The organism is Bifidobacterium lemurum, from assembly GCF_014898175.1.
Classification (GTDB): Bacteria; Actinomycetota; Actinomycetes; order Actinomycetales; family Bifidobacteriaceae; genus Bifidobacterium; species Bifidobacterium lemurum.
The window spans coordinates 2,906,200-2,926,584 of sequence record NZ_CP062948.1; the positions used below are offsets into that span (position 1 = coordinate 2,906,200).

A 20,385-nucleotide genomic window follows, 5' to 3' on the forward strand; every position below is an offset into this window, starting at 1 on the left:
GTGGCCTATGGGCGGACGGGGGACGTCACTTCTGCGCGGCCATCATATCGAGCGCGCTGGGACGCAGCTCGGCCTCGGCGGTTTCGGGGTCGGTGACCTTGAGTCGGCGGATGTAGCGCTCGTACCAGATCATCGCCAAGCCGATGAACACCACGACGCCGCCCACGTTGTACACCAGGGTGAGCCACAGCGGCTGGTCCAGCGGAATCGTGCCGGCGATGAACACGAAGGCGAACACGATCAGCAGGAACGTGGCGATCGCCAGGCCGAAGCCGCGGCCGCCCATGCGGAACGTGCGTTCCACGGCGTCGAACTTGCGGCGCAGCACGAAGTAGGCCAGCAGGATCAGCAGCGGAGGCAGCAGGGCGGTGGCGGCGGTCATGTTGATCACGATCTGCAGCAGGTCGTTGACGTTGCCGGAGCCGAGCGCCGGGATGATGAGGATCGGCACGACGATGGCGAACTGGAGCCAGGCGGCGCGCCACGGGATGCCCTGCTCGTTGAGTTCGACGATCTTGCCGCCGAACACGCCCTTGGGGATTTCGGAGAAGAACACCTTGACCGGAGCGGAGGTCCACATCATCAGCGAGCCCAGCGTGGCGGCCAGCAGGATCAGACCGACGATGCGGGTGGAGACGGCCATCGGAATGCCGACCCACTCGCCGACCTTGCCCATGACCACGAAGATGCCGGTGGACAGGTCGAGGCTTCCGGCCGGGACGAACACGTTCATCACCAGGGAGGCGGCCGCGTAGAGCAGGCCGATGACCAGGCCGGAGACGACGATGACGCGCACGAACGCCTTGACGCCGCCCTTGAGGTCGTTGAGGAACACGCCGACCGATTCGGCGCCGCCCACGCCCTGGATGATCCAGGCGAGCGTGCCGAGGAAGGCCCATGTGGTGGCGAAGGAGCTGAAGTCCGGCGAGAGGGTCTCGGCGGTCACGGGGGTCGCCGGAGTCACGCCGCCGCACAGCGCGGCCACCGACAGCACGATGAACACGGCGGTCAGACCAAGCGCCGCCATCGCGCCGAAGGACGAGATCGAGCCGATCCACTTGGCGCCCTTGGTGGACACCCAGGTGGCGATCGCGAAGATGATGATCTCGCACACGGTGATCCACAGCTGAGAGATCTCCTTGTTCTCGCCGAAGAACAGGTAGTTCGCGTAGATGATCACGTTGGGCAGGATCGAGGCGAAGAAGAACAGGTTGACGAACCAGTAGCAGAAGGCCGTCAGGAAGGCCCAGCGGCCGCCCATCGAGGTTTTCACCCACTGGTAGACGCCGGATTCCGAATCCTTGTTCAGCGCCACGAACTCGGCCACGACCAGCGTGAACGGCACGAAGTACAGGATGGTGGCGAGGAAGAAGGCGGGCGCGGCGGACAGTCCGATCGCGACGTTGTTGTTGATGACGTTCTTGATGCCGAACACGGCCGACACCGTCATGCCCAGCAGCGCGACCTGGCCGATCGACGCTCGTTTCTCGGAACTCATGGGAAACTCCTTTATTGATGTTTGATTGTGATTCGTGGATGATTGCGGGTTACTTGTTCGGGAAGCTGTATCCCTCGACGGTGACCTGCACCTGCGTCACCTGGACGTCAGGCGCGGGCATGATCTTGACGGCCTCGTCGATGTCGACCACCAGAACGCCTCCCTCGGGCACCGTGACGATGGACGCGGGACCGTCGAAACGCTCGCGGTCGGTCAGATCGCTGTAGCGTTCGATGGTGTGCAGCACCTGCTTGTTCGCGACCATGACGGTGAGCTCCCCATGGAAGGGCGACAGCACCGTCAGGTAGCGGCGGTGTCCGACGAGCGATTCGTCGCCCATCCTGTCCGCGTCGTTCCACCAGTAGGTGAGCGAGTCGCCGATGGAGTGCGCCACATCGCGCGGCAGCGTCGGCGCCAGGTCGAGCGCCTGGCCGGTGCGCATCCATTTCTTGACCGTTGAGAGTTGGGCATCGAAATCATGTCGGGTGTCGTAGCGATGCATGTCACGCCTCCTTGATGGCGGTGATGGCTTGGGTGAGGTCGGCCGAGTCGAGCGGGCGCAGCGACAGCGCGAAGCTGAAACGCTCGAAACGCACGCGGTAGGAGTCCAGCACTTCGGACCCCCAGGAGTTGGAGCCGAGGCCGAGGACGCGGTCGTTGATGTTGACGGTGACGGTTTCCCGCTTGGTCAGGTCGGTCACATGCTTGGCATCGTCGATGTCCTGGCAGGTGTAGGGCCATGCGGAGAACGAGAACGGCTTCGCGTCCACGCCGTCCGGCCGGGTGACGAGCAGGCCGTCGCCGTGCGGCGAGCGCAGCGCGACCCAGCGCACGTCCTCCCGGTTGGCGCAGTCCTGCGGGACCACGTACGGGGTGAACATGTCGTCGACGTTCGCGCGGTAGCGTCCGACCACATTCGCGCTCTTCGAGTCCGGATAGTTCTCGCCCGGTCCGCGTCCGTACCATTCGACGCCGCGGTCGACGCCGGGCACTTCGAAGCTCACGCCGATGCGGGGGATGATGTCGTCATACGACCCGTACGGCTCGCCGTCGACGGCGAGGTCGACGCGTCCGGAGGGCAGCACGGTGTAGGTCATGCGCGTGTGCATGCCGAAGTCCTGCACGGGCGGGGCGATCCGCTGGCATACCTCCACCACGATGGAGCCGCCGTCCTGACGCCAGTCGACCGAACGCGTGGAGGTCTGCATGACCTGGATGTTGCGCGGATGCCACAGCGAGTCGTATTCCTGCTGGTAGTTGTCGATCAGCGGACGCCAGAACCCCACGCGCACCGGCGCCGCGAGCACGTCGCGTCCGGCGGACCGCCAGGCGACGATGTCGCCGTTGATCAGGTCGAACCGGATCTCGCCGCCTTGTGTGGCGACGGCCAGCGTGCGGCCGTCCTCGCTCGCCGTCGCGGCGGAACGTCGCGACGCGGCGATCGCGGGACGGACGACGGACGCCACGGGGAACTGCATGACGCCGATGCGTCGCATCGCCTCCCCCCACGCCGTGGCCTTGGTGGAATGGATGGATGCCGTGAGCAGCGTCTCCCCCACCGCCGCGGGAGCGACGGCGAGCGGGAAATCCACGCTTTGGCCGGGCTCGAGGGCTCCGGGCTCGACGTTCACGCTGGCGACCGCCTCGCCGTCGACCATCGTCGTCGCGACGATGCGGATGTCCTCAAGCGTGGTGAACCAGCGCTTGTTGCGTACGGTCAGTTCCCCGCGCGCGGCGTCGTATTCGAGGCCGACGGGGCAGATCACCTGCATGTATTCGGTCAGGCCGGGGCTGGGCTCCTGCCAGGGGAAGACCATGCCGTCGATGCAGAAGTTGCCGTTGTTCGGATAGTCCCCGTTGTCGCCGCCGTACATGTCGTAGCGGCGGCCGTCCTCGGTGTGGGCGGCCAGACCGTGGTCGCACCATTCCCAGATGAAGTGGCCTTGGATGTTGTCCCAGCGTTCGAACACCTTCTGGTATTCGCTCAATCCTCCGGGACCGTTGCCCATGGAGTGTCCGTATTCGCAGTTGATGCGGGGCTTGGGGCCGGGATGCTCGCCGAAGTCGTTCATCTGCGAGACACGCGAGTACATCGTGGAGATCACGTCGACGGTGTCGGCGTTGCGGTCCTCCTCGTAATGCACGGGGCGGGGGTCGAGCTCCTTGGCCTTGGCGTACATCGACTCGATGTTGCAGCCGTATCCGGATTCGTTGCCGAGCGACCACATGATGACGCACGCGTGGTTGCGCTCCTGCATGACGAGGCGTTCGATGCGGTCCACATAGGCGGTCCGCCAGGCGGGATCGTCGGTGACCATCGCGATGTTGCCGATGTTCTCGAAGCCGTGGCTTTCCATGTCGGTTTCGGCGACGAGCATGATGCCGTATTCGTCGCACAGTTCGTAGAAGCGCGGATCGTTCGCGTAGTGCGAGGTGCGCACCGCGTTGATGTTGTGGCGCTTCATCAGTTCGAGGTCGCGGCGCATGCGTTCGACGCCCACGGCGCGGCCCTTGCGGTCGTCGTGGTCGTGCCGGTTGACGCCGTGCATTTTGAAGTACGTGCCGTTGAGCAGCATGCGTCCGTTTTCGATGGTCACCTCGGCCAGACCCAGACGGTGGGGCACGATCTCGCTCATGCCGTGCTCGCCCTCGACCTCGATGGTCATCTCGTAGAGGTACGGATCCTCCGGATTCCACAGGCGCGCGTCGTCGAGCTCGATGACGGCGGTCTCGTCCGGCGCGAACGAGGTCTCGGCCACGATGGTGCCGTCGGCCTGGGCGAGGCGCCACACCAGACGGGTCGCGTCATGCGTCTCGACGTCCAGGCTCACCCGCGCGTGCGATCCGTCCGTGACGTGGGTGCGCACGGCGAAATCGGTCAGGCGCGCGGCGGGGCGTTCCATCAGGTACACGTCGCGGAAGATTCCCGACGCCCACCACATATCCTGGTCCTCGATGTACGTGCCGTCGCAGTATTGCAGCACTTTGACGGCGATGAGGTTGGCGCCGTCGCGCACGAAGTTGGTGATGTCGAATTCGGCGCTCAGACGTGAGCCCTTCGTCATGCCGACGTACTGGCCGTTGATGTAGATCTCGCCGTAGCTTTCGATGCCGTCGAAGCGCAGGATCATCCTCGCGCCGTCGGCGGGAGCGGCGAGGTCGACGACGCGCTGGTAGACGCCGGTCGGATCGTCGCCCGGCACGAACGGCTGTTCGACCGGGAAGGGGAAGCCCTCATCGGTGTACTGCAGTCGGCCGTAGCCGTCCACCTGCCACAGATGGGGCACTTCGACGACATCCCAGGAGGGGTCGGCCTGCGCCAGCGCCTGCCCGGGGACGGCCTGCGGGGCGTCGAACAGGCGGAACGACCACGGGCCGGAGAGCTCGCGGTAGCCGCGGGACAGCTCGCGGCTGTGGGTCGCTGCGAGATCGCGCGTCTCGTAGCCGAAGAAATAGGCGTGAGGCGCCAGCCTGTTTCTTCCTGTCAGGGAGGGGTTCTCCCAATCGTGGGTGGATTCCATGAAGTCTCTCCTTCGCGATCGAACGTTGATCGCAGTCGGTGGTCAGTGTCGTGCGGATCGATGCGCCATGACCGGGCCGCATTCACCAGCGTTACAGTTGGTGAGCACCATTGCTGTGCAACCGGTTGTCCTCCACAATAATCCCGTCTCGCCATTTGTGCAACCGGTTGCTCAACGTGGGCGTGTCGAGGTATGAATATTCATGGCCGCGTAGACGGCGTCTTGAAAACGACTATGCTGGACGGGAACACCGTCACGAAGGGATCGATTATGAGCATCGCCAAACGTGGGTCGGTCACACTCGCGGACGTCGCCGAGGAGGCGAAGGTCTCCCGGTCCACGGCGTCCCGCGCGCTCAACGATTCGCCTCGCATCAGCGAGGAGACCAAACGACACGTGAGGGAGGCGGCGCGACGCATCGGATTCGTTCCCAACGCGCAGGGGCGCGCGCTGGCCGTCGGCCGCACCGAGACGATCGCCGTGATCGTCACCGAGCCGATCGACGAACTGTTCGCCGATCCCACCTACAGCGCGTTCCTCGGGGGAATCACCGAACGGCTCACCGAATCGGCCTATCTGCCGGTGCTGCTGCAGGCGTCCCGTCCTTCGGAACGCGAGCGTTTCCGCCACCATCTCGAACGCCGGGCCTTCGACGCGGTTATCGACATCTCGCCCTACAAAGGCAGCGAGGTTTTGGATTCCATGCGCGATCTGAACATCCCCGGCGTGATCGTCGGCCAAATGGACGACCAGCCCTACGAAGGCATCTTCTCCATCGTGTTCTCCGACGATTTCGAAGGCGCGCAGCTGGCCGCGCAAGCCGTCGCGGAGCGCGGTCGGACGCGGCCCATCGCGATTCTCGGCCCCGCGGACAACCCCGCCTCCACGGACCGTCTGGCGGGATACCGTCAGGTGTTCGGCGAGGCGTTGGGCGACGAGCGCGTGCGGTTCACGCAATGGGATTCCTCCGCCGGATTCGCCTCGATGATGGAGATGCTGAATCTCACCGACGATTTCGACGCGGTGCTGGCGGGCTCGGACCGCATCGCCGTCGGCGTGATGGAGGCGCTGCGGCAAAGCGGAATCGAGGTGCCCGAACAGGTGTCGGTGATCGGATTCGACGACCATCCCCTGTCGAAGGACACCACGCCTCCGCTCACCACCATCCACCAGCCGCTGTACGAGGAAGGACAGATCGCCGCCGACCTGGCGATGCGCATGATCGACGGGGAACGCCCCTCCACCGTCGTCGAACATATGCGGCTGGTCGAACGCGAATCCCTGTAGAGGCCCTCCCATCGTTTCGAATACGGCAAGCGGCCCGACGGAACCATCCGTCGGGCCGCTTGCCTTTGCCGAAGACAGGCCGGTATCGGCCGCGAACTAGTCGCGGTTGCCCAGCAGCTGCAGAATGTACAGGAACATGTTCACGAAGTCGAGGTAAAGGTTCAGCGCGCAGAGGATCGAGATCTTCTTGATCATCTCCGGACCTTGCGTCTCATAGGCGGCGAACAGCGCGCGCGTCTTCTGCGCGTCGTAGATCGTCATGCCGGCGAACAGCACCAGGCCGAGCGCGCACACGATCTGGGTCATGCCGTCGACCTGCAGGAACATGAGCACCACCTGCGAGATGATGAGCACGATCAGACCGACCATCAGAATCGGTCCGGCCTTGAGCATGTCGAACTTGGTGGTCATGCCGAACATCGTCAGCGCGAAGAAGAACGCGGCGGTGATGCCGAGGGCGATGCCGATCGAGCCGAGGTCGTACACCATGAAGATGGAGGTCAGGGTGAAGCCCATCAGAGCGGCGTACACATAGAACATGACGCGGGCGGTGCCGGCCTTCATCTTCATGATGCGCGCGCCGAGAACCACCGCCAGGGCGATCTGCGCGACGCACAGGCCGATGATGCCGATCAGACCGGTGGCCATGATGAAGGAATAGTACGCGCCGGTCATCTGGCCGAGCACAGCGACCACCGCGGTGACGATCAGGCCGATGGTCATCTCGCCGTAGGCCTTGGTGACGGAGACGCGGCGGGCCTCCTCATAGGAGTAGGCCATCTGCGCGTCCATGGTGGCGGTGCCGCCCATGCCGTTCGCGGCGTAGGCGTACTGGCCCTGGTTTTGCGCGTATTGCGGCGCCTGCTGGTAATACTGCTGCCCGTATTGGGGCTGGCCATACTGCTGGCCGTTGAACTGCTGCGGCTGGTTGCCGTTGCGCTGGGGCTGCTGACCGAATGTCATAATCGCTCCTTTTGTCGACTTAGCCTCAATCGTAGTGGACGCCGCCTTACAATTCCATGAAAACTCTCGGCTCGGGGCGAACACGCACGGTTTCATCACGCGTCCGGCCCTCCTTCGTCGCGCGCGAAACGTTCCCGGCCCGATGGTCTCGGGGCCGGGAACGCGCCTCAACGGCCGGCCTTCCGCCTAACTTAAAGTGAAGGTGCGGGTCACCTTGGAGTCGTCAGTGATGGAGAAAAGCGCGGTGACGTCGACGGTGACCGGCGAATCGTCCTGCAGCACGTATCCGAGCGTGACCCTCGTGGTGGCGTTCGGCTGCGCTTCGGCCAGATACGAGCCGGAATCGTAGCCTTCCGGATTGTCCATGTAGATGGCGGTGCTCAATTCGGCGCCGTTCTGGAACACCTGTGGATTGGCCAACGCCGCGAAGGAGTTGTTCTTCTCGGTGGTGTTGGTCCACTCGTAGGTGACCAGCACGGTGGCGTTGCCTTCGTAGTCGTTGCCGCTTCGTGCGGCGGAGACGATGCTCACATGGGCGCCTTCGATATCGCCCTCCCCGTCCTGTTCGCCGTTGGCCGCCGCGGAATCGTCGGCTCCGTCACCGGCGGATGCGTCGGCAGCGTCGTCGGAACCATTGTCGGCGTCGGATCCGGCGTTCTGCGAAGTGTCGATGCCTTTGGCCTCTTTGGCGGCGTCGTCGATGGCGCCGACGGTCGCCGACTGGATGGCCAGCGTCATCGCCACGGACAGCACGCACACCACCGCGGCCGCGATGGCCAGTCCCTTGCCGTGTCTTTTGCCTCGGAAGGTGCCCACGAGGGCCACGATGGCGAACACCGCGCCGATCACGCCCAGGATGGCGGCCAGATTGTTGATGATGGGGATGAAGCTCAATATCAGCGCGATGACGCCCAATACCAGTGCGACGATGCCGGCCGTGGTGGTGCGGCGCGGTTGGACGGGCGCGGGCTCGCCGGGCATGCCCGCGGCGGGTTGGACGGGCGCGGTGGGAGTGGTCATCTTATCCTTCTTTCTCGTGTCGGACGAGGCGAATCTCGTACGATACCGACGCTATCGGCCCGCGCGCGTGCGCGTCAGTGTACGAACGGCCATTTGCGATTGCCTGTTCGGGCAACGATGGCCTGCCGATTTTGACCGCATGTCCAATGGCGTCGAGGGCGCGCATGGCAATACAGTGGTTCTCATGACCTCATCAGCGCCACTCCCCCGCCCGCCGGCAGCGCCGCCGCAGACTTCGCAGAGCCGCCGTCTTCGGCGTTCCATGCCGTGGGTCTTCGGCCTGTCGCAAGACGCGGACGACGAGGTGCCGGTGCGCACGCGACTGTGGTGCACCGTCGTGATGATTCCCGCCGCCGCGTTCTGCTGCCTGATGCAATGCGCGTTCGCCGCCCAGCGATACATGGACGAGCCCCAAAACGGCATGTACGTGTGGATGATCGTCAGCACGCTGTTGGCGTTCGTGTTCCCCTTTCTGCTGGTCGCCCGATCGCGCTATCCGGAGCTGGTGTTTTGGCTGTGCTGCGCCGTCGTGCTGGTATTCCCCTATGATCCGATGCTGCTGTTGATGGCGTTGACCGCGCTGCTCGCCCGTCGCAGTTCCACGAAACGCACGGTGCGGGTGGTTGGCGTGGCGACCGTCATCGCCGTTGGGGCGCATCTGCGCGACGCCCTCAACACGCCGGAGTCCTCGCTCTGGCACATGATCTTCGCCAAACCGCACACCGGTCGCAACGGCGTGCCGCTGGAGATGCTCACCGGAGAGACGCCGGTGGTCGTCACCGCGGTGTGCGTGGCGCTGATCGAAGTGGCGATCGCCACGTTGATCGGGCTGCATATCCGATCGAGAGCCAATCTGCAAACCGTCAAAGCGCGCGCCGACGCGGCCACGAGCCATGCGGCCACGTTGCAAAGCGACCTGAACAACCAGCAGCTGGCCGACGCCATCGCGGCGGAGGCTCACGACACGCTGGCCCACTCGCTGTCGTTGTTGGCGCTGAACGCGAGCGCGCTGCAGGCGGAAGCCGGCAAGTTGGAGCCGTCCGCGCAGACGCAGCCGCTGGTGCGCCAGTGCGAGGATATCCGCAGGCAGGCGGCCGGCGCGTTGGATGAGGCGCATGCGATCATCGACATGCTGAGGCATCCGCAGCGGGCTTGGGAGCAGCTGATTCCCTCCGATGAGACGGCATTGACGCGTGATTCCCTGGACGCGTTGGTCGGCGACGCGCGCAACGCCGGCATGCGGCTCAACACCTGGATCGACATCCAACAGCTCAGCGCGTTGGATGAGGGCATCGGCAAAATCGCCTATCGCGCCATCCAAGAGGGGTTGACCAACGCGCGCCGTCACGCGCCGGACGCTCCGGTCTCATTGGAGGTGACCGCGAACCCCACGCATGGCGTGCATGTGCATGTCAGCAATCCCGCACCGCCGACGGCCACCGCGAAAACCGGCGCGACGGATTCCACCACACGGGCGACCTCGTCTTCGGCATCGCAGACGACACCCGCCCAATCTCCCGTCATTCAGGACTCCGCCCGTCCGACTCGCATCATCACCCCGCATGACGGATCACATTCGCATAACGGGCTCGCCGGACTGACGGCCCGCATCGCCTCCGCGCATGGCGCATGCCGGTATGGGCTCGACGAACGGCTCGTGTTCCACCTCGACGTACGCCTGCCGTGGATTGCGTCGGCACGCCGCTAGACTGGATGCTTGTGAGCGAAGTGCAGCAAGGCGATCCCATACGCGTCAGCGTCATCGACGACGATCCGATGATCTGCCAGGCAATGAGTCTGATTCTTACCGACTATTCCTCGGGGCGCATCCATGTGGTGTCCACGTCCACCGACGGGACGACCGCGGTGGAGCGGGCGGGCAGCGAGCATCCCGACGTGGTGCTGATGGACATCGCCATGCCCGGCATGGACGGCATCGAGGCGACCCGCATGTTAAGGACCCTCTCCCCCGCGCCGCATGTTCTGATTCTGACGTCGCTGAGCCCGTCCAACACGGTCGAAAGGGCGATCGAGGCGGGCGCGGAGGGATTCGTGTCGAAAACCGACGCGCCGGAGGAGATCATCCGACGCGTGTTGGGCGTGTGCGAGGGAACACCCCAGTTCAACACCGCGAGCCAGCGTCAGCTGATCGGCGATCTGACGGCACAGCGGCCGCAGTCGCGCCGCGATGAGGCGCGTGCCCTGTTGGACTCGCCGCCCGAACGCGAACGTGAAGCGGTGGTGCTCGCCGCGGAGGGCTACACCAACGCCGAAATCGCCTCCCGCATGTTCATCTCCGAACGCACCGCCAAAGCCCACCTCTCATCGGCCTCCGACAAGCTGAGCATGGGCCGTGTGCAGATGGCCCGTTTGGTCGAACGCGCCGACATCCCCGCCCGCCTATGAGCGCGAGTGCACATCACACACAATCGCAGATTGAACTCACGCACGCTAACGGAATGCTACCCATCCAACCTCTCGGCATGCGGCAAGAGTTGTTCGAGCAGCCGTTCGGCATCGTCCGTGGCTGATTCGTAGAGTTTATACACGTCGATTTCGTCGTATTGATGGACGATGACGTTACGTAGAGCCCGCATCTCACTCCACGGTAAATCAGGATGACCGTCAACGAACTCCTGCGACAGTCTCTTCGCGGATTCCTGCACCTGCATCATATCCATGGCGACCGAGTTGAATCGCATGTGATCGGATTCAAGTTCATCCGCCGAGTTCACCACGCTGGCATCCTGATGAGCCCGTTCCAGATGTTCCACCAGCCGAATCAATGCCGTGACATCACGGTATTCCTGATTGATATGCTGTCGCATGTCCATCACGCGACCTTGACCATATCGGCTTTGGCGCACTCGTAGAACCGACGGCTCGCGCGACTGGTCAACGCATGCTTTTCCAGAGAATCCAACGACAGCAACGACACCTCGCGGCCCAGCATGCGTTCCAAATCCGTCTTCATCCGTGCGATATCGGGGAGATGCCCCGGCGTATCCTTCCGGTATCGGTACATCAGGTCGATGTCGGAATCTGCGTCGGCGTCGCCCCGAGCCATGGAACCATACAGATACATCTCACCGATTCCGTACCGCCGTGCGACCTTAGAGACGACCATCCGTATCGTGGCTAGTTCCAATACGCTGTCGGTAGCGCCAACCTGACGCAGGGCGTTCTGGTATCGGCGAAGGAAATCCTGTCTAGGATTGCCTTCGCGTTCGGCTCGGGATACGGCGGACTGCGTAGTGCCCATCGCCTCGGCGATGTCTTTTTGACTGATGCCTCGTCGTATGCGCTCATCCTTGAGTTCATCGATATATGTCATGCATATAGCATAGCATATTCGCTATATCTCAGCGATGGGCCCGGATAACAGCCCGCACGCGCCCATCTCACGAGCTCTCCCGGATCGCGATGTTGCGATTACGAGCGCACGAGTTCGATGTCATTGTCGGACATCTCCTCGCGGGCGACCTGACCGAGTTCGGCGCTGACCGGCACGGTGAGGTCGGTGAAGACGCGCACATCATAGCCGAGGCGTTGCGCGTCGAGCGCGGTCTCCTTGACGCAATGCGATTCGGCGATGCCGACCACATCCACTTGGGTCACGTCGGCGTCGGCGAGCGCGGTGGCGAGAGTTCTGCCCGCCTCGGCCTCGGCGGCGACCTCGTCGCGCGTCTGGATGCGGTCGGTGTTGTCTTCGATGCCTTCGAAACCAGAGTAGGCCGCGGAATACTGGCCTTTCTTGAAGTGGTGCTCGATGTTCAGCGCCTTGACGGCCGGATGCAGTTCGGCGTTCGGCGTGCCCGCCTTGCCATGGACCGGCCAGGTGTCCACGAAGTCCGGCTGGTCGGACCAATGCCCGCCCGGCTCGATATGCCAATCCTGCGTGGTGGCGATATACGCGTATTCGTCGCGATGCGCCGCCACATACGCGGCGATGCGCCCGGCCACCGCGTCGCCGCCTTCCACGCCGAGCTCTCCGCCCTCGCAAAAGGTCGGCTGCACATCCACCACGATCAATGCCTTGCGTACCATATCGGCCTCCTTCTTGCCAACAACCATCATAGCCACGCAAGCACGCGTTTGGGCGAGTCACAACGTGACACGGTCCCAGAGTTCCGGCTTGGGGATGCCGCGGATCGGCGAGCACACCGCAATCGCAAGCCCGACGATCGCGCAGGCCAACGCGAGCGCCGCCACCGAACATTCTGCCACATCCGAATATCCCGCCAGAGGAGATGATCCGGAACTTGCTGCCCATCCGCCCACGCTGAGGACCGTGCCAACGTGGACGTTTCGGCATAAACCCACAATCCATCCACGTTGATGACCATCAGCGTGGATAATCCGTCAGTTACCACCCATCCTCCCACACTGAGGACCGCGTCAACGTGGACATTTCGACATAAACCGACATTCCATCCACGCTACCGATCGTCAGCGTGGACGACCCGTCAGTCACCGCCAATCCGTCCACACTCAGCACCCCGTCAGTGTGGACGTTTCGACATACACCGACAATCCATCCACGTTGATGGCCAGTAGCGTGGACGATCCGTCAGTTACCACCCATCCGCCCACACTGAGGACCGTGCCAACGTGGACGATTCGTCAGCAACCGACCATTCGTCCACGCTCAGCACCTTGCCAACGTGGATGAATGGGCACCTTCTGTTCAATCATCCACGCCACCGACCATCGTCGCCCTCACGGCTATGATGAACCGCATGGAAGATCATGCGGACCATACGGACCATGCGGACCATACGCATAAGAGGCACGATCTGGGCGATACGGTATGCCGGTGGCTGGTGGCCGTGCAGGTCATCGTCACAGTGGCCGGCACCGCATTCGTGCTGATCGAAGGGCTCAGCGAGGACGGCGACCACACGCTGGTGCTGAACTTCTGCACCTTCTCCTCAACGGTGATCATCACCTTGATCTCCATCGTGATTCTGTGGACGGAGTTGATACGCGGCTTTTGGACCGTGCTGGCGATGCTCGTCCTGCCCAGCATCGAGTTCGTGCTCGGATGCGCCGGCGCGACCCTGATGCTGGTGCAGCTGGGTATGCACGGACTGACGATGGTCGGACAGTTCGGTCTGATCCTCGCGCCGTTCCTCGGATTCCTGAACAATGCGATCCCCACCACGCATCAGGCGATGAAAGACGAGGAGCTCGCCGATCTGCGAGGCGTGCATCGGGCGAACAAGGACCGCGAGCAGCAGATCCAACGGCTGGCGAAGCACGCGCCGGAACACGAGCTTTCGCCGCGGCCTCAGGCGCAGACCTTCGAAGAGCCGTTCCGATGGCGGGAGATCATCAAATCCATCGCGCTGGCGCTGGCCGCCTTGGCGTACATCCTCGGATTCCTGTGGCGCTGACGGCGCAGCCAACAGCATCCCGCACCCTCCACCGGTCACCGCCATACCCTATTCCACGGCATCCGACGAGTTCAGGGCCGAGCGTGTGACGTTGCGCAGCCAGCGATGGCGACGGTAGTGCAGCAAGGCGGGGATCATCTTGATGCATTCGTCGGTGTTGAGCAGCACATACACCCATATCACCGGCAGATGCCAGACGAACGCGGCCAGCAGGCCGATGGGCACGACGATCACCCACATCACGATGGAGTCGCAGGCCAGACCGAAGCGCACATCCCCGCCGGCGGGAAAGATGCCGCCGATGGTCAGTCCCGTCATCGATTTGCAGGCCGCATAGTACGCGCACACCAGCAGCATCACCGATAGGTAGTCGTGGGCCTGCGGAGTCAGCGAGGCCAGTTCCAGCACCAGCGGACGGATGGCGAGGATCGTCAGCCCCGTCAGCACGCCGACGATCGCGGACAGCAGGCAAAAGCGTCGGCCGGCGAGTCTCGCGCCGGCGAAATCGTTGCGTCCGAGCATATTGCCGACCATGATGCTGCCGGCGTTGCCCATACCGCTGCACATGCACACCAGCAGGTCCTTGACGATGTTGGCGATCGCGTTCGCGGCCACAGCGTCGGCACCCAGATGCCCCATGATCACGGTGTACATGGTGAAGCCGCAGCCCCATACGAGCTCATTGCCCAACAGCACAATGGTGTACCGCCAGAAATCCTTGCGCAACGCCGCGTCCGGCCGTGCGATATGCCGCCAACGCAACCGGACCACGCCGATCCGCCGGATCAGCAGCAGCGACCATGCCAATTCGATACCGCGGGAGATGACCGTGCTGACCGCGGCGCCTTCGACGCCCAGCGCAGGACATCCACCCATACCGTAGATCAACGGCAGATTGAGCGCCACATGGATGACGACGCCCACGGTGCTGATCATCATGCTGGCCGCGGCCGCGCCGATATTCTTCAGCAGACAGATGGCCATCTGCGATATGCCGATGAACAGGTAGGAGACCGAGGAGACGCGCAGGTACCGCGCTCCGAGCGCGACCAGTGTGGCGTCGTTGGTCATCAGCGACATCAGGAGTTCCGGCGCGAGCAGCGTCGCCGCGGCGAACAGTGCGGCCACCAGTCCCGCATACCGCACCACGAAACCGAACACGCGTTCCACCGCTCCTCTGTCCCGCGCGCCCCAATACTGCGCCACCAGCATGCTCATGCCGAGGATCAACGCGGCGAGGATGAGATTGAAGATGAATTGGAACTGCGTGGCGAGCGAGACGGCGGATAGTTCGTTCTGTCCGACGCCGCCGAGCATGAGTCCGTCCGCACATGACGACAGCGCCAGCATGAACTGCTGAAACGCGATGGGCAACGCCAGCGTGAACACGTGCGTGAGAAACTCCCGTCGCGGCATCGCCACCGTCGCGCCGGCGGCGGATTGCGGATCAGACATCGCACAGACCCCTCTCAATAGAAGAAACGTACGTAGTGCTTCGGATACGATAGGAAAGCACTGTTGAAGAATTGGATTATCTACCGAAGGCAGCTCTGATGGACCACCCGACCGACAGTTCGCCGCGGAACAAGGAATCCGCGACCCAAACCGATGGAGGAGACGTTGCCGCAGCATTGCCGTTGATTCCGGTCGAGCCCGCCGACCGTCTGCCCACCGGCGCCGAAGTGGTGCGGTATGACGGTCCGATGTTCTTCTCGTTCACCGAGCATTCGCTGCTCAGCCAGTATCCGCATATGCGCGCCGAATGCCATTGGCATGTCGATTTCGAATTTCTGCATGTGATCCGGGGAAGCATGCGGTTCTTCGTCAACGGCGACGTCGTGCGTCTCGATGAGGGGCAAGCCATCTTCGTCAATTCACGCCAGCTGCATTACGGATTCGACCTGGACGGCCGGGACTGCGAGTTCGCCTGCACGTTGCTCAATCCGCTGCGTTTCGGCGTTCTGCCGCAACTCACGCAACGGTATATCGCGCCGTTGATGGAGAACCGACGACTGCCGTATCTGGTGGTCGATGGTGGACGCGAGGAGGGGCGACGGATTTTGGCGACGTTGGATCAGCTGTTGAGAAGCCGCGTGTACGCCGACGAACTGTCGCCGCTGACCGTAACCAGCGGTTTCTACGCGCTGGTCAGGGACGTGTTGGCCCTATCCCAAACGGCGCGGCCGACGGACGGCGCGCACCCGCATCTGGCCGCGTTGAGCGCCATGGTCGAATTCGTGCATGTCCACTACGACCAACCCATCACCTTGGCCCAGATCGCCGAGGCTGGCTCGCTTGGCCGTACCGCCTGCACGACGGTGTTCCGCCGTTATCTGGATCTCACGCCGATCGAATTCGTCACCGACGTGCGGGTTCGGGCCACCGCGCGACTGCTGACGACCACCGCGCTGCCGGTGAACGTCATCGCGTCACGGACGGGATTCGCCTCCGCCAGTTTCTTCACACGCACGTTCCGCACCGTTATGGGCGTCACGCCGTCGCAATACCGCCGGCAATCCCTTGACAATCAGGCCTCCGACGCGTCGGAAGGCGTGACGGAATCCTTCCATGCGTGATATTCGGCGGCCTTGCGTTCCCAATACTCGCGGTCCGCGTCGCCGATCTCGCGCACGACCCGGCAGGGGTTGCCCACGGCCACGCTGTGCGAGGGAATGTCCTTGACGACCACCGAACCGGCTCCGACCACCACGTCGCTGCCGATGGTGACGCCCGGGCAGACGGTCACGTTGCCGCCGAACCACACGTCATCGCCGATGGTGATGGGCAGCGCGCCTTCGGGCCCGGACGAGCGCACGGCGGCATCGATCGGATGGTACGGGGTGAGCAGGTTGACACGCGGGCCGAAGAACACGCGGTCGCCGATGGTGATCGGGGCCACGTCGAGGAAGATGCAGTCCATATTGGCGTAGAAGTTCCTGCCGACGCTGATGTTGCAACCATAGTCGCAGTTGAACGGCGGTTCGATGAACGCGCCTTCGCCGTATGAGCCGAACAGCTCCGCGAACAGGGCCTTGCGCTCGTCGAAGGCGTCGTAACCGCTCGTGTTGATGGCGTGCACCAGACGACGCTTGCGCATGTTCAGCTCCTGCAATTGCGGATCGTCGGCGACGTAGAGCTCGCCGGCGAGCATGCGTTCGCGCTGGCTGGTGAATTCGAGGATCGATTGCGTGGTCATGGCTTGTTGTACGCTCCTTTGCCAGTTGAATGTCAATCGTTTTACGTATATCGACTCACACAACTCTACCTAGCACAATCCCCCGCCGCAACGGTCAACAGTTGCACTATCTGCCTCATTACTTGCATTATCTACCGCACATCATCAGTGTTTGTCATATCCTTTCGACAATCGTGCTCAAGATGCCGTAGATAACGCGCCGTGCTCCAATCGCGCCGCATCTGTTTGAGTTCTTCATCCGACACATCGGTGATAATCGGATCGCCTTCCTTCAGCAATCCCACCTCAGACAAGGCTGCTGTCACGCAAGACGAAAACTGTAGGAGCGCTGTCTTTCTTGTCATTTTCGGGCAACACCGGTTTCGCGCAGGGCTGCTTTGACGGCCGACTTGATGACGCAGTGGTAGAAGGCGCCGACGAAGGCGAGGGCCACGCCAAGCACACCCAGCGCGATCAGACCCGACTTCTTCGCCTCCGCATCGCCGGAGATCGCGTCGCTGACCACATCGATGAAATCCCGCTTCTCGGCGGGAGCGTCGTCCATCATGTCGCCGCAGTCGAAGGTGTCGTCATTGAGGGCTTCGTTGGCCATGTCAGTCCTTTCATAAGGTGAGTTCATCGTAGACCATTCTTCCACGCAGTCCCATCCTCTCCCCACCCGTTGTCAACGCATGATGACCGCGCAAGACAGCCAACGCATCATCGGCCATCACAACAAACGTGGGGCCATGGCTCCGAAAGAAGCCATGGCCCCACGTCTATCCGCCGTATGTTTGCACGCCGGTCTACTGGCGCATGAGGTTGCGCAGCACGTACTGCAGGATGCCGCCGTTGCGGTAGTAGTCGGCCTCGCCGGGCGTGTCGATGCGTACCACGGAGTCGAATTCGACCACGGAGCCATCCGTACGTGTGGCGGTGACGTGAACCGTCTTCGGGGTCACGCCGCTGTTGAGCTCCTCCACGCCGGCGATGTCGTAGGTTTCCGTGCCATCCAGTCCGAGGGAGGCGTAGCTCTCCCCTGCCGGGAACTGCAGCGGCAGCACGCCCATGCCGATCAGGTTGGAGCGGTGGATGCGTTCGAAGCTTTCGGTGATCACGGCCTTGACGCCGAGCATCACCGTGCCCTTGGCGGCCCAGTCGCGCGAGGAGCCGGTGCCGTACTCCTTGCCGGCGAGCACGACCAGCGGAACCTCGTTGGCGATGTAGTGCTGCGCAGCTTCGAAGATCGTGGTCGGCTTGCCGTCGAGGAAGTCGTAGGTGAAGCCGCCGGGCGTGACCTCCTCGCCCACCGAGGCAAGCAGCTGGTTGCGCAGGCGGATGTTGCCGAAGGTGCCACGCACCATGATCTCATGGTTGCCGCGGCGGGAACCGTAGGAGTTGAAGTTCTTCTGCTCCACGCCACGCTCGGTCAGGTAGCGTCCGGCGGGGCTTTCCGCCTTGAACGCGCCGGCCGGGGAGATGTGGTCGGTGGTGACGGAGTCGCCGAGCAGGGCGAGCACGCGCGCGCCGTGGATGTCGGCCACCGGCTCGGGCTGGGCGCTCATGCCGTCGAAGAAGGTCTGCTTGCGCACGTAGGTGGAGGCGTCGTCCCAGGCGAAGAGCTCGCCTTCGGGCACGTCGAGGCCGCGCCAACGCTCGTCGCCGTCGAATACAGAGGCGTAGTCCGCGACGAACATCTCACGGCTGACGGTGTCGGCCACGACCTGCTCGACCTCGGCGTTGGAAGGCCAGATGTCCTTGAGGAACACGTCGTTGCCGTCCTTGTCCTGGCCCAGCGGCTGGGTTTCGAAGTCGAAATCCATCGTGCCGGCGAGCGCGTAGGCGATGACCAGCGGCGGGGAGGCCAGATAGTTCATCTTGACGTCCGGGCTGATGCGGCCTTCGAAGTTGCGGTTTCCGGAGAGCACGGCGGTGACGGTCAGGTCGTTCTCGTTGATGGCCTTGGAGATTTCGGGCAGCAGCGGGCCGGAGTTGCCGATGCAGGTGGCGCAGCCGAAGCCGACGAGCTGGTAGCCGAGCGTGTCGAGATCGTCCTGCAGGCCGGCCTGCCTCAGATAGTCGGCCACGACCTGGGAACCGGGGGCCAGCGAGGTTTTGACCCACGGCTTGGGCTTAAGTCCCTTGGCGACCGCGTTGCGGGCGATTAGACCGGCGGCGATCATCACGGAGGGGTTGGAGGTGTTGGTGCAGGATGTGATGGAGGCGATGGCCACATCGCCGTTCTTCACGTCGAAGTCGCCGCGGAAGTCGGTGGACACGGCGACCGGATCGTTCACGGTGCGCTCGGTGGTGTAGGCGGGCAGCGTCTGCTCGAACATCGCTTTGGATTCGGCGAGCACGATGCGGTCCTGCGGGCGCTTGGGGCCGGCGATGGATGGCACCACGTCGCCCAGATCGAGCTCCAGGTATTCGGAATATCGCGGCTCCACATAGCCTTCGGCCGTGGTGTCGCCCCACAGCTTGTTGGCCTTGGCGTAGGCCTCGACGAGCGCGACCTGCTCCTCGGAGCGGCCGGTTAAGCGCAGATAGTCGAGCGTGACGTCGTCGATCGGGAAGATACCGCAGGTGGAGCCGAATTCGGGGCCCATGTTGCCGATGGTGGCGCGGTTGGCCAGCGGCACGGAGGCGATGCCCTCGCCGTAGAATTCCACGAACTTGCCGACCACGCCGTGCTGGCGCAGCATGTCGGTGATGGTGAGCACCACGTCGGTGGCGGTGACGCCCTCGGGAATGGATCCGGTGAGTTTGAAGCCCACGACGCGCGGCACAAGCATGGAGATCGGCTGGCCGAGCATGGCGGCCTCGGCTTCGATGCCGCCCACGCCCCAGCCGAGCACGCCCAGACCGTTGACGGTGGTGGTGTGCGAGTCGGTGCCCACGCAGGAGTCGAGGTAGGCAAGCTTGCGGCCGTCGTCAAGGCCGGAGTCCTTGGACATGACCACGGAGGCCAGATATTCGATGTTGACCTGGTGGATGATGCCGGTTCCCGGCGGCACGACGCGGAAGTTCTTGAACGCCTGCTGGCCCCAGCGCAGGAACTGGTAGCGTTCGCCGTTGCGCTGGTATTCGATGTCCATGTTCTGCTCGAGCGCGTCGGCCACGCCGTACTTGTCGATCTGCACGGAGTGGTCGATGACCATGTCGGCCTGCACCTGCGGGTTGATCACGTCCGGGTCGCCGCCGAGGGCGGACACGGCGTCGCGCATGGTGGCCAGATCCACGACGCAGGGCACGCCGGTGAAGTCCTGCATCACCACGCGCGAGGGCGTGAACTGGATCTCATGGCTCGGCTCGGCGTCCGGATCCCAGTCGAGCAGCGCCTTGACGTGCTCGTCGGTGATGTTGGCCCCGTCGATGTTGCGCACGAGGTTCTCGACGAGCACCTTCAGCGAGTAGGGCAGGTGGTCGACGCCAGGCAGGTCGTCGATGCGGTAGTAGTCGAAATCCTTGCCTGCGACCTTCAAAGTCGACAGCTGGTCGTCGCGAACGGACATGCTTCCTCCG

General features: G+C 63.5%; 18 protein-coding genes. 5 read left to right on the forward strand and 13 right to left on the reverse strand.

Translation table 11 applies throughout. The annotated features are described in order from the left end of the window. Positions 1-25: 25 nt before the first annotated feature. Genes BL8807_RS11635 through BL8807_RS11645 form a run of 3 tightly spaced genes read right to left on the reverse strand, consistent with a single transcriptional unit; the run spans position 26 to position 5,019 of the window. Positions 26-1,498, reverse strand: a complete 1,473-nt coding sequence (locus tag BL8807_RS11635; RefSeq protein WP_072725566.1) for an amino acid permease — start codon at positions 1,496-1,498, stop codon at positions 26-28. A 49-nt stretch (positions 1,499-1,547) separates the two neighbouring features. Then, on the reverse strand, positions 1,548-2,000 hold the full coding sequence (locus BL8807_RS11640; protein WP_072725567.1) for a NanQ anomerase/TabA/YiaL family protein: 453 nt from the start codon (positions 1,998-2,000) through the stop codon (positions 1,548-1,550). Position 2,001: 1 nt separating this feature from the next. Then, entirely contained in the window at positions 2,002-5,019 is a 3,018-nt protein-coding gene (locus tag BL8807_RS11645) for a glycoside hydrolase family 2 (RefSeq protein WP_072725569.1), read from the reverse strand. 270 nt (positions 5,020-5,289) lie between these two features. Between BL8807_RS11645 and BL8807_RS11650 the strand changes: the two genes are divergently transcribed. After that, entirely contained in the window at positions 5,290-6,306 is a 1,017-nt protein-coding gene (locus BL8807_RS11650) for a LacI family DNA-binding transcriptional regulator (protein ID WP_072725635.1), read from the forward strand. A gap of 96 nt (positions 6,307-6,402) precedes the next feature. Here BL8807_RS11650 and BL8807_RS11655 read toward each other — a convergent pair whose 3' ends face one another. Together BL8807_RS11655 and BL8807_RS11660 are read right to left on the reverse strand one after the other, a co-directional pair. Further along, positions 6,403-7,269, reverse strand: a complete 867-nt coding sequence (locus BL8807_RS11655; protein WP_072725571.1) for a Bax inhibitor-1/YccA family protein — start codon at positions 7,267-7,269, stop codon at positions 6,403-6,405. 186 nt (positions 7,270-7,455) lie between these two features. After that, on the reverse strand, positions 7,456-8,289 hold the full coding sequence (locus BL8807_RS11660) for a DUF5067 domain-containing protein (protein WP_072725574.1): 834 nt from the start codon (positions 8,287-8,289) through the stop codon (positions 7,456-7,458). Positions 8,290-8,629: 340 nt separating this feature from the next. On the opposite strand from BL8807_RS11660, the gene BL8807_RS11665 reads away from it, so the two are divergent. Together BL8807_RS11665 and BL8807_RS11670 are read left to right on the forward strand one after the other, a co-directional pair. Continuing rightward, a complete protein-coding gene (locus BL8807_RS11665; RefSeq protein WP_083570205.1) occupies positions 8,630-9,997 on the forward strand; it encodes a sensor histidine kinase in 1,368 nt (455 codons plus the stop codon). Between the two features lie 11 nt (positions 9,998-10,008). Further along, on the forward strand, positions 10,009-10,695 hold the full coding sequence (locus BL8807_RS11670; RefSeq protein ID WP_072725637.1) for a response regulator transcription factor: 687 nt from the start codon (positions 10,009-10,011) through the stop codon (positions 10,693-10,695). Positions 10,696-10,751: 56 nt separating this feature from the next. On the opposite strand, the gene BL8807_RS11675 is transcribed toward BL8807_RS11670, so the two are convergent. The 4 genes from BL8807_RS11675 to BL8807_RS12140 form a co-directional block, all read right to left on the reverse strand. Further along, positions 10,752-11,123, reverse strand: a complete 372-nt coding sequence (locus tag BL8807_RS11675; protein WP_226847382.1) for a HepT-like ribonuclease domain-containing protein — start codon at positions 11,121-11,123, stop codon at positions 10,752-10,754. Beyond that, on the reverse strand, positions 11,123-11,623 hold the full coding sequence (locus BL8807_RS11680) for a nucleotidyltransferase domain-containing protein (protein ID WP_072725581.1): 501 nt from the start codon (positions 11,621-11,623) through the stop codon (positions 11,123-11,125). The genes BL8807_RS11675 and BL8807_RS11680 overlap by 1 nt, the downstream gene beginning before the upstream one ends. A gap of 98 nt (positions 11,624-11,721) precedes the next feature. After that, positions 11,722-12,336, reverse strand: coding sequence for an isochorismatase family protein (locus tag BL8807_RS11685; protein ID WP_072725583.1), 615 nt, complete (start codon positions 12,334-12,336; stop codon positions 11,722-11,724). Between the two features lie 57 nt (positions 12,337-12,393). After that, on the reverse strand, positions 12,394-12,516 hold the full coding sequence (locus BL8807_RS12140; protein WP_264298320.1) for a hypothetical protein: 123 nt from the start codon (positions 12,514-12,516) through the stop codon (positions 12,394-12,396). Positions 12,517-13,028: 512 nt separating this feature from the next. Here BL8807_RS12140 and BL8807_RS11690 point away from each other — a divergent pair. Beyond that, a complete protein-coding gene (locus BL8807_RS11690; RefSeq protein WP_072725585.1) occupies positions 13,029-13,685 on the forward strand; it encodes a hypothetical protein in 657 nt (218 codons plus the stop codon). A gap of 48 nt (positions 13,686-13,733) precedes the next feature. Here the strand turns inward: BL8807_RS11690 and BL8807_RS11695 are convergent, their stop codons facing one another. Further along, positions 13,734-15,101, reverse strand: coding sequence for an MATE family efflux transporter (locus tag BL8807_RS11695; protein ID WP_094725188.1), 1,368 nt, complete (start codon positions 15,099-15,101; stop codon positions 13,734-13,736). Between the two features lie 137 nt (positions 15,102-15,238). Here BL8807_RS11695 and BL8807_RS11700 point away from each other — a divergent pair, with 137 nt between their 5' ends. Beyond that, positions 15,239-16,261 carry an AraC family transcriptional regulator gene (locus BL8807_RS11700; protein ID WP_072725589.1) on the forward strand — a complete coding sequence of 341 codons (1,023 nt, stop codon included), beginning with the start codon at positions 15,239-15,241 and terminating at the stop codon, positions 16,259-16,261. Here the strand turns inward: BL8807_RS11700 and BL8807_RS11705 are convergent. The 3 genes from BL8807_RS11705 to acnA all read right to left on the reverse strand — a co-directional run bounded on the left by BL8807_RS11705 (position 16,213) and on the right by acnA (position 20,375). Further along, the gene (locus BL8807_RS11705) at positions 16,213-16,881 is read right to left on the reverse strand and encodes a sugar O-acetyltransferase (RefSeq protein WP_072725591.1); all 669 of its coding nucleotides are present in this window, start codon (positions 16,879-16,881) and stop codon (positions 16,213-16,215) included. The two genes, BL8807_RS11700 and BL8807_RS11705, sit on opposite strands and share 49 nt — an antisense overlap. 340 nt (positions 16,882-17,221) lie before the next feature. Then, positions 17,222-17,473: a hypothetical protein gene (locus BL8807_RS11710; RefSeq protein ID WP_072725593.1), complete on the reverse strand. Its 252-nt coding sequence runs from the start codon at positions 17,471-17,473 to the stop codon at positions 17,222-17,224. A 193-nt stretch (positions 17,474-17,666) separates the two neighbouring features. After that, on the reverse strand, positions 17,667-20,375 hold the full coding sequence (acnA, locus tag BL8807_RS11715) for an aconitate hydratase AcnA (RefSeq protein ID WP_072725271.1): 2,709 nt from the start codon (positions 20,373-20,375) through the stop codon (positions 17,667-17,669). Positions 20,376-20,385 lie beyond the last annotated feature (10 nt).

Bases quoted from the DNA above. Each gene is read 5' to 3' on its own strand.
- BL8807_RS11635 (WP_072725566.1), bottom strand. From the start codon at position 1,498: ATGAGTTCCGAGAAACGAGCGTCGATCGGCCAGGTCGCGCTGCTGGGC.
- BL8807_RS11665 (WP_083570205.1), top strand. From the start codon at position 8,630: ATGATTCCCGCCGCCGCGTTCTGCTGCCTGATGCAATGCGCGTTCGCC.
- BL8807_RS11645 (WP_072725569.1), bottom strand. From the start codon at position 5,019: ATGGAATCCACCCACGATTGGGAGAACCCCTCCCTGACAGGAAGAAAC.
- BL8807_RS11690 (WP_072725585.1), top strand. From the start codon at position 13,029: ATGGAAGATCATGCGGACCATACGGACCATGCGGACCATACGCATAAG.
- BL8807_RS11675 (WP_226847382.1), bottom strand. From the start codon at position 11,123: ATGGACATGCGACAGCATATCAATCAGGAATACCGTGATGTCACGGCA.
- BL8807_RS11685 (WP_072725583.1), bottom strand. From the start codon at position 12,336: ATGGTACGCAAGGCATTGATCGTGGTGGATGTGCAGCCGACCTTTTGC.
- BL8807_RS11680 (WP_072725581.1), bottom strand. From the start codon at position 11,623: ATGACATATATCGATGAACTCAAGGATGAGCGCATACGACGAGGCATC.
- BL8807_RS11700 (WP_072725589.1), top strand. From the start codon at position 15,239: ATGGACCACCCGACCGACAGTTCGCCGCGGAACAAGGAATCCGCGACC.
- acnA (WP_072725271.1), bottom strand. From the start codon at position 20,375: ATGTCCGTTCGCGACGACCAGCTGTCGACTTTGAAGGTCGCAGGCAAG.
- BL8807_RS11650 (WP_072725635.1), top strand. From the start codon at position 5,290: ATGAGCATCGCCAAACGTGGGTCGGTCACACTCGCGGACGTCGCCGAG.
- BL8807_RS11695 (WP_094725188.1), bottom strand. From the start codon at position 15,101: ATGCCGCGACGGGAGTTTCTCACGCACGTGTTCACGCTGGCGTTGCCC.
- BL8807_RS11655 (WP_072725571.1), bottom strand. From the start codon at position 7,269: ATGACATTCGGTCAGCAGCCCCAGCGCAACGGCAACCAGCCGCAGCAG.
- BL8807_RS11710 (WP_072725593.1), bottom strand. From the start codon at position 17,473: ATGGCCAACGAAGCCCTCAATGACGACACCTTCGACTGCGGCGACATG.
- BL8807_RS11660 (WP_072725574.1), bottom strand. From the start codon at position 8,289: ATGACCACTCCCACCGCGCCCGTCCAACCCGCCGCGGGCATGCCCGGC.
- BL8807_RS11705 (WP_072725591.1), bottom strand. From the start codon at position 16,881: ATGACCACGCAATCGATCCTCGAATTCACCAGCCAGCGCGAACGCATG.
- BL8807_RS11640 (WP_072725567.1), bottom strand. From the start codon at position 2,000: ATGCATCGCTACGACACCCGACATGATTTCGATGCCCAACTCTCAACG.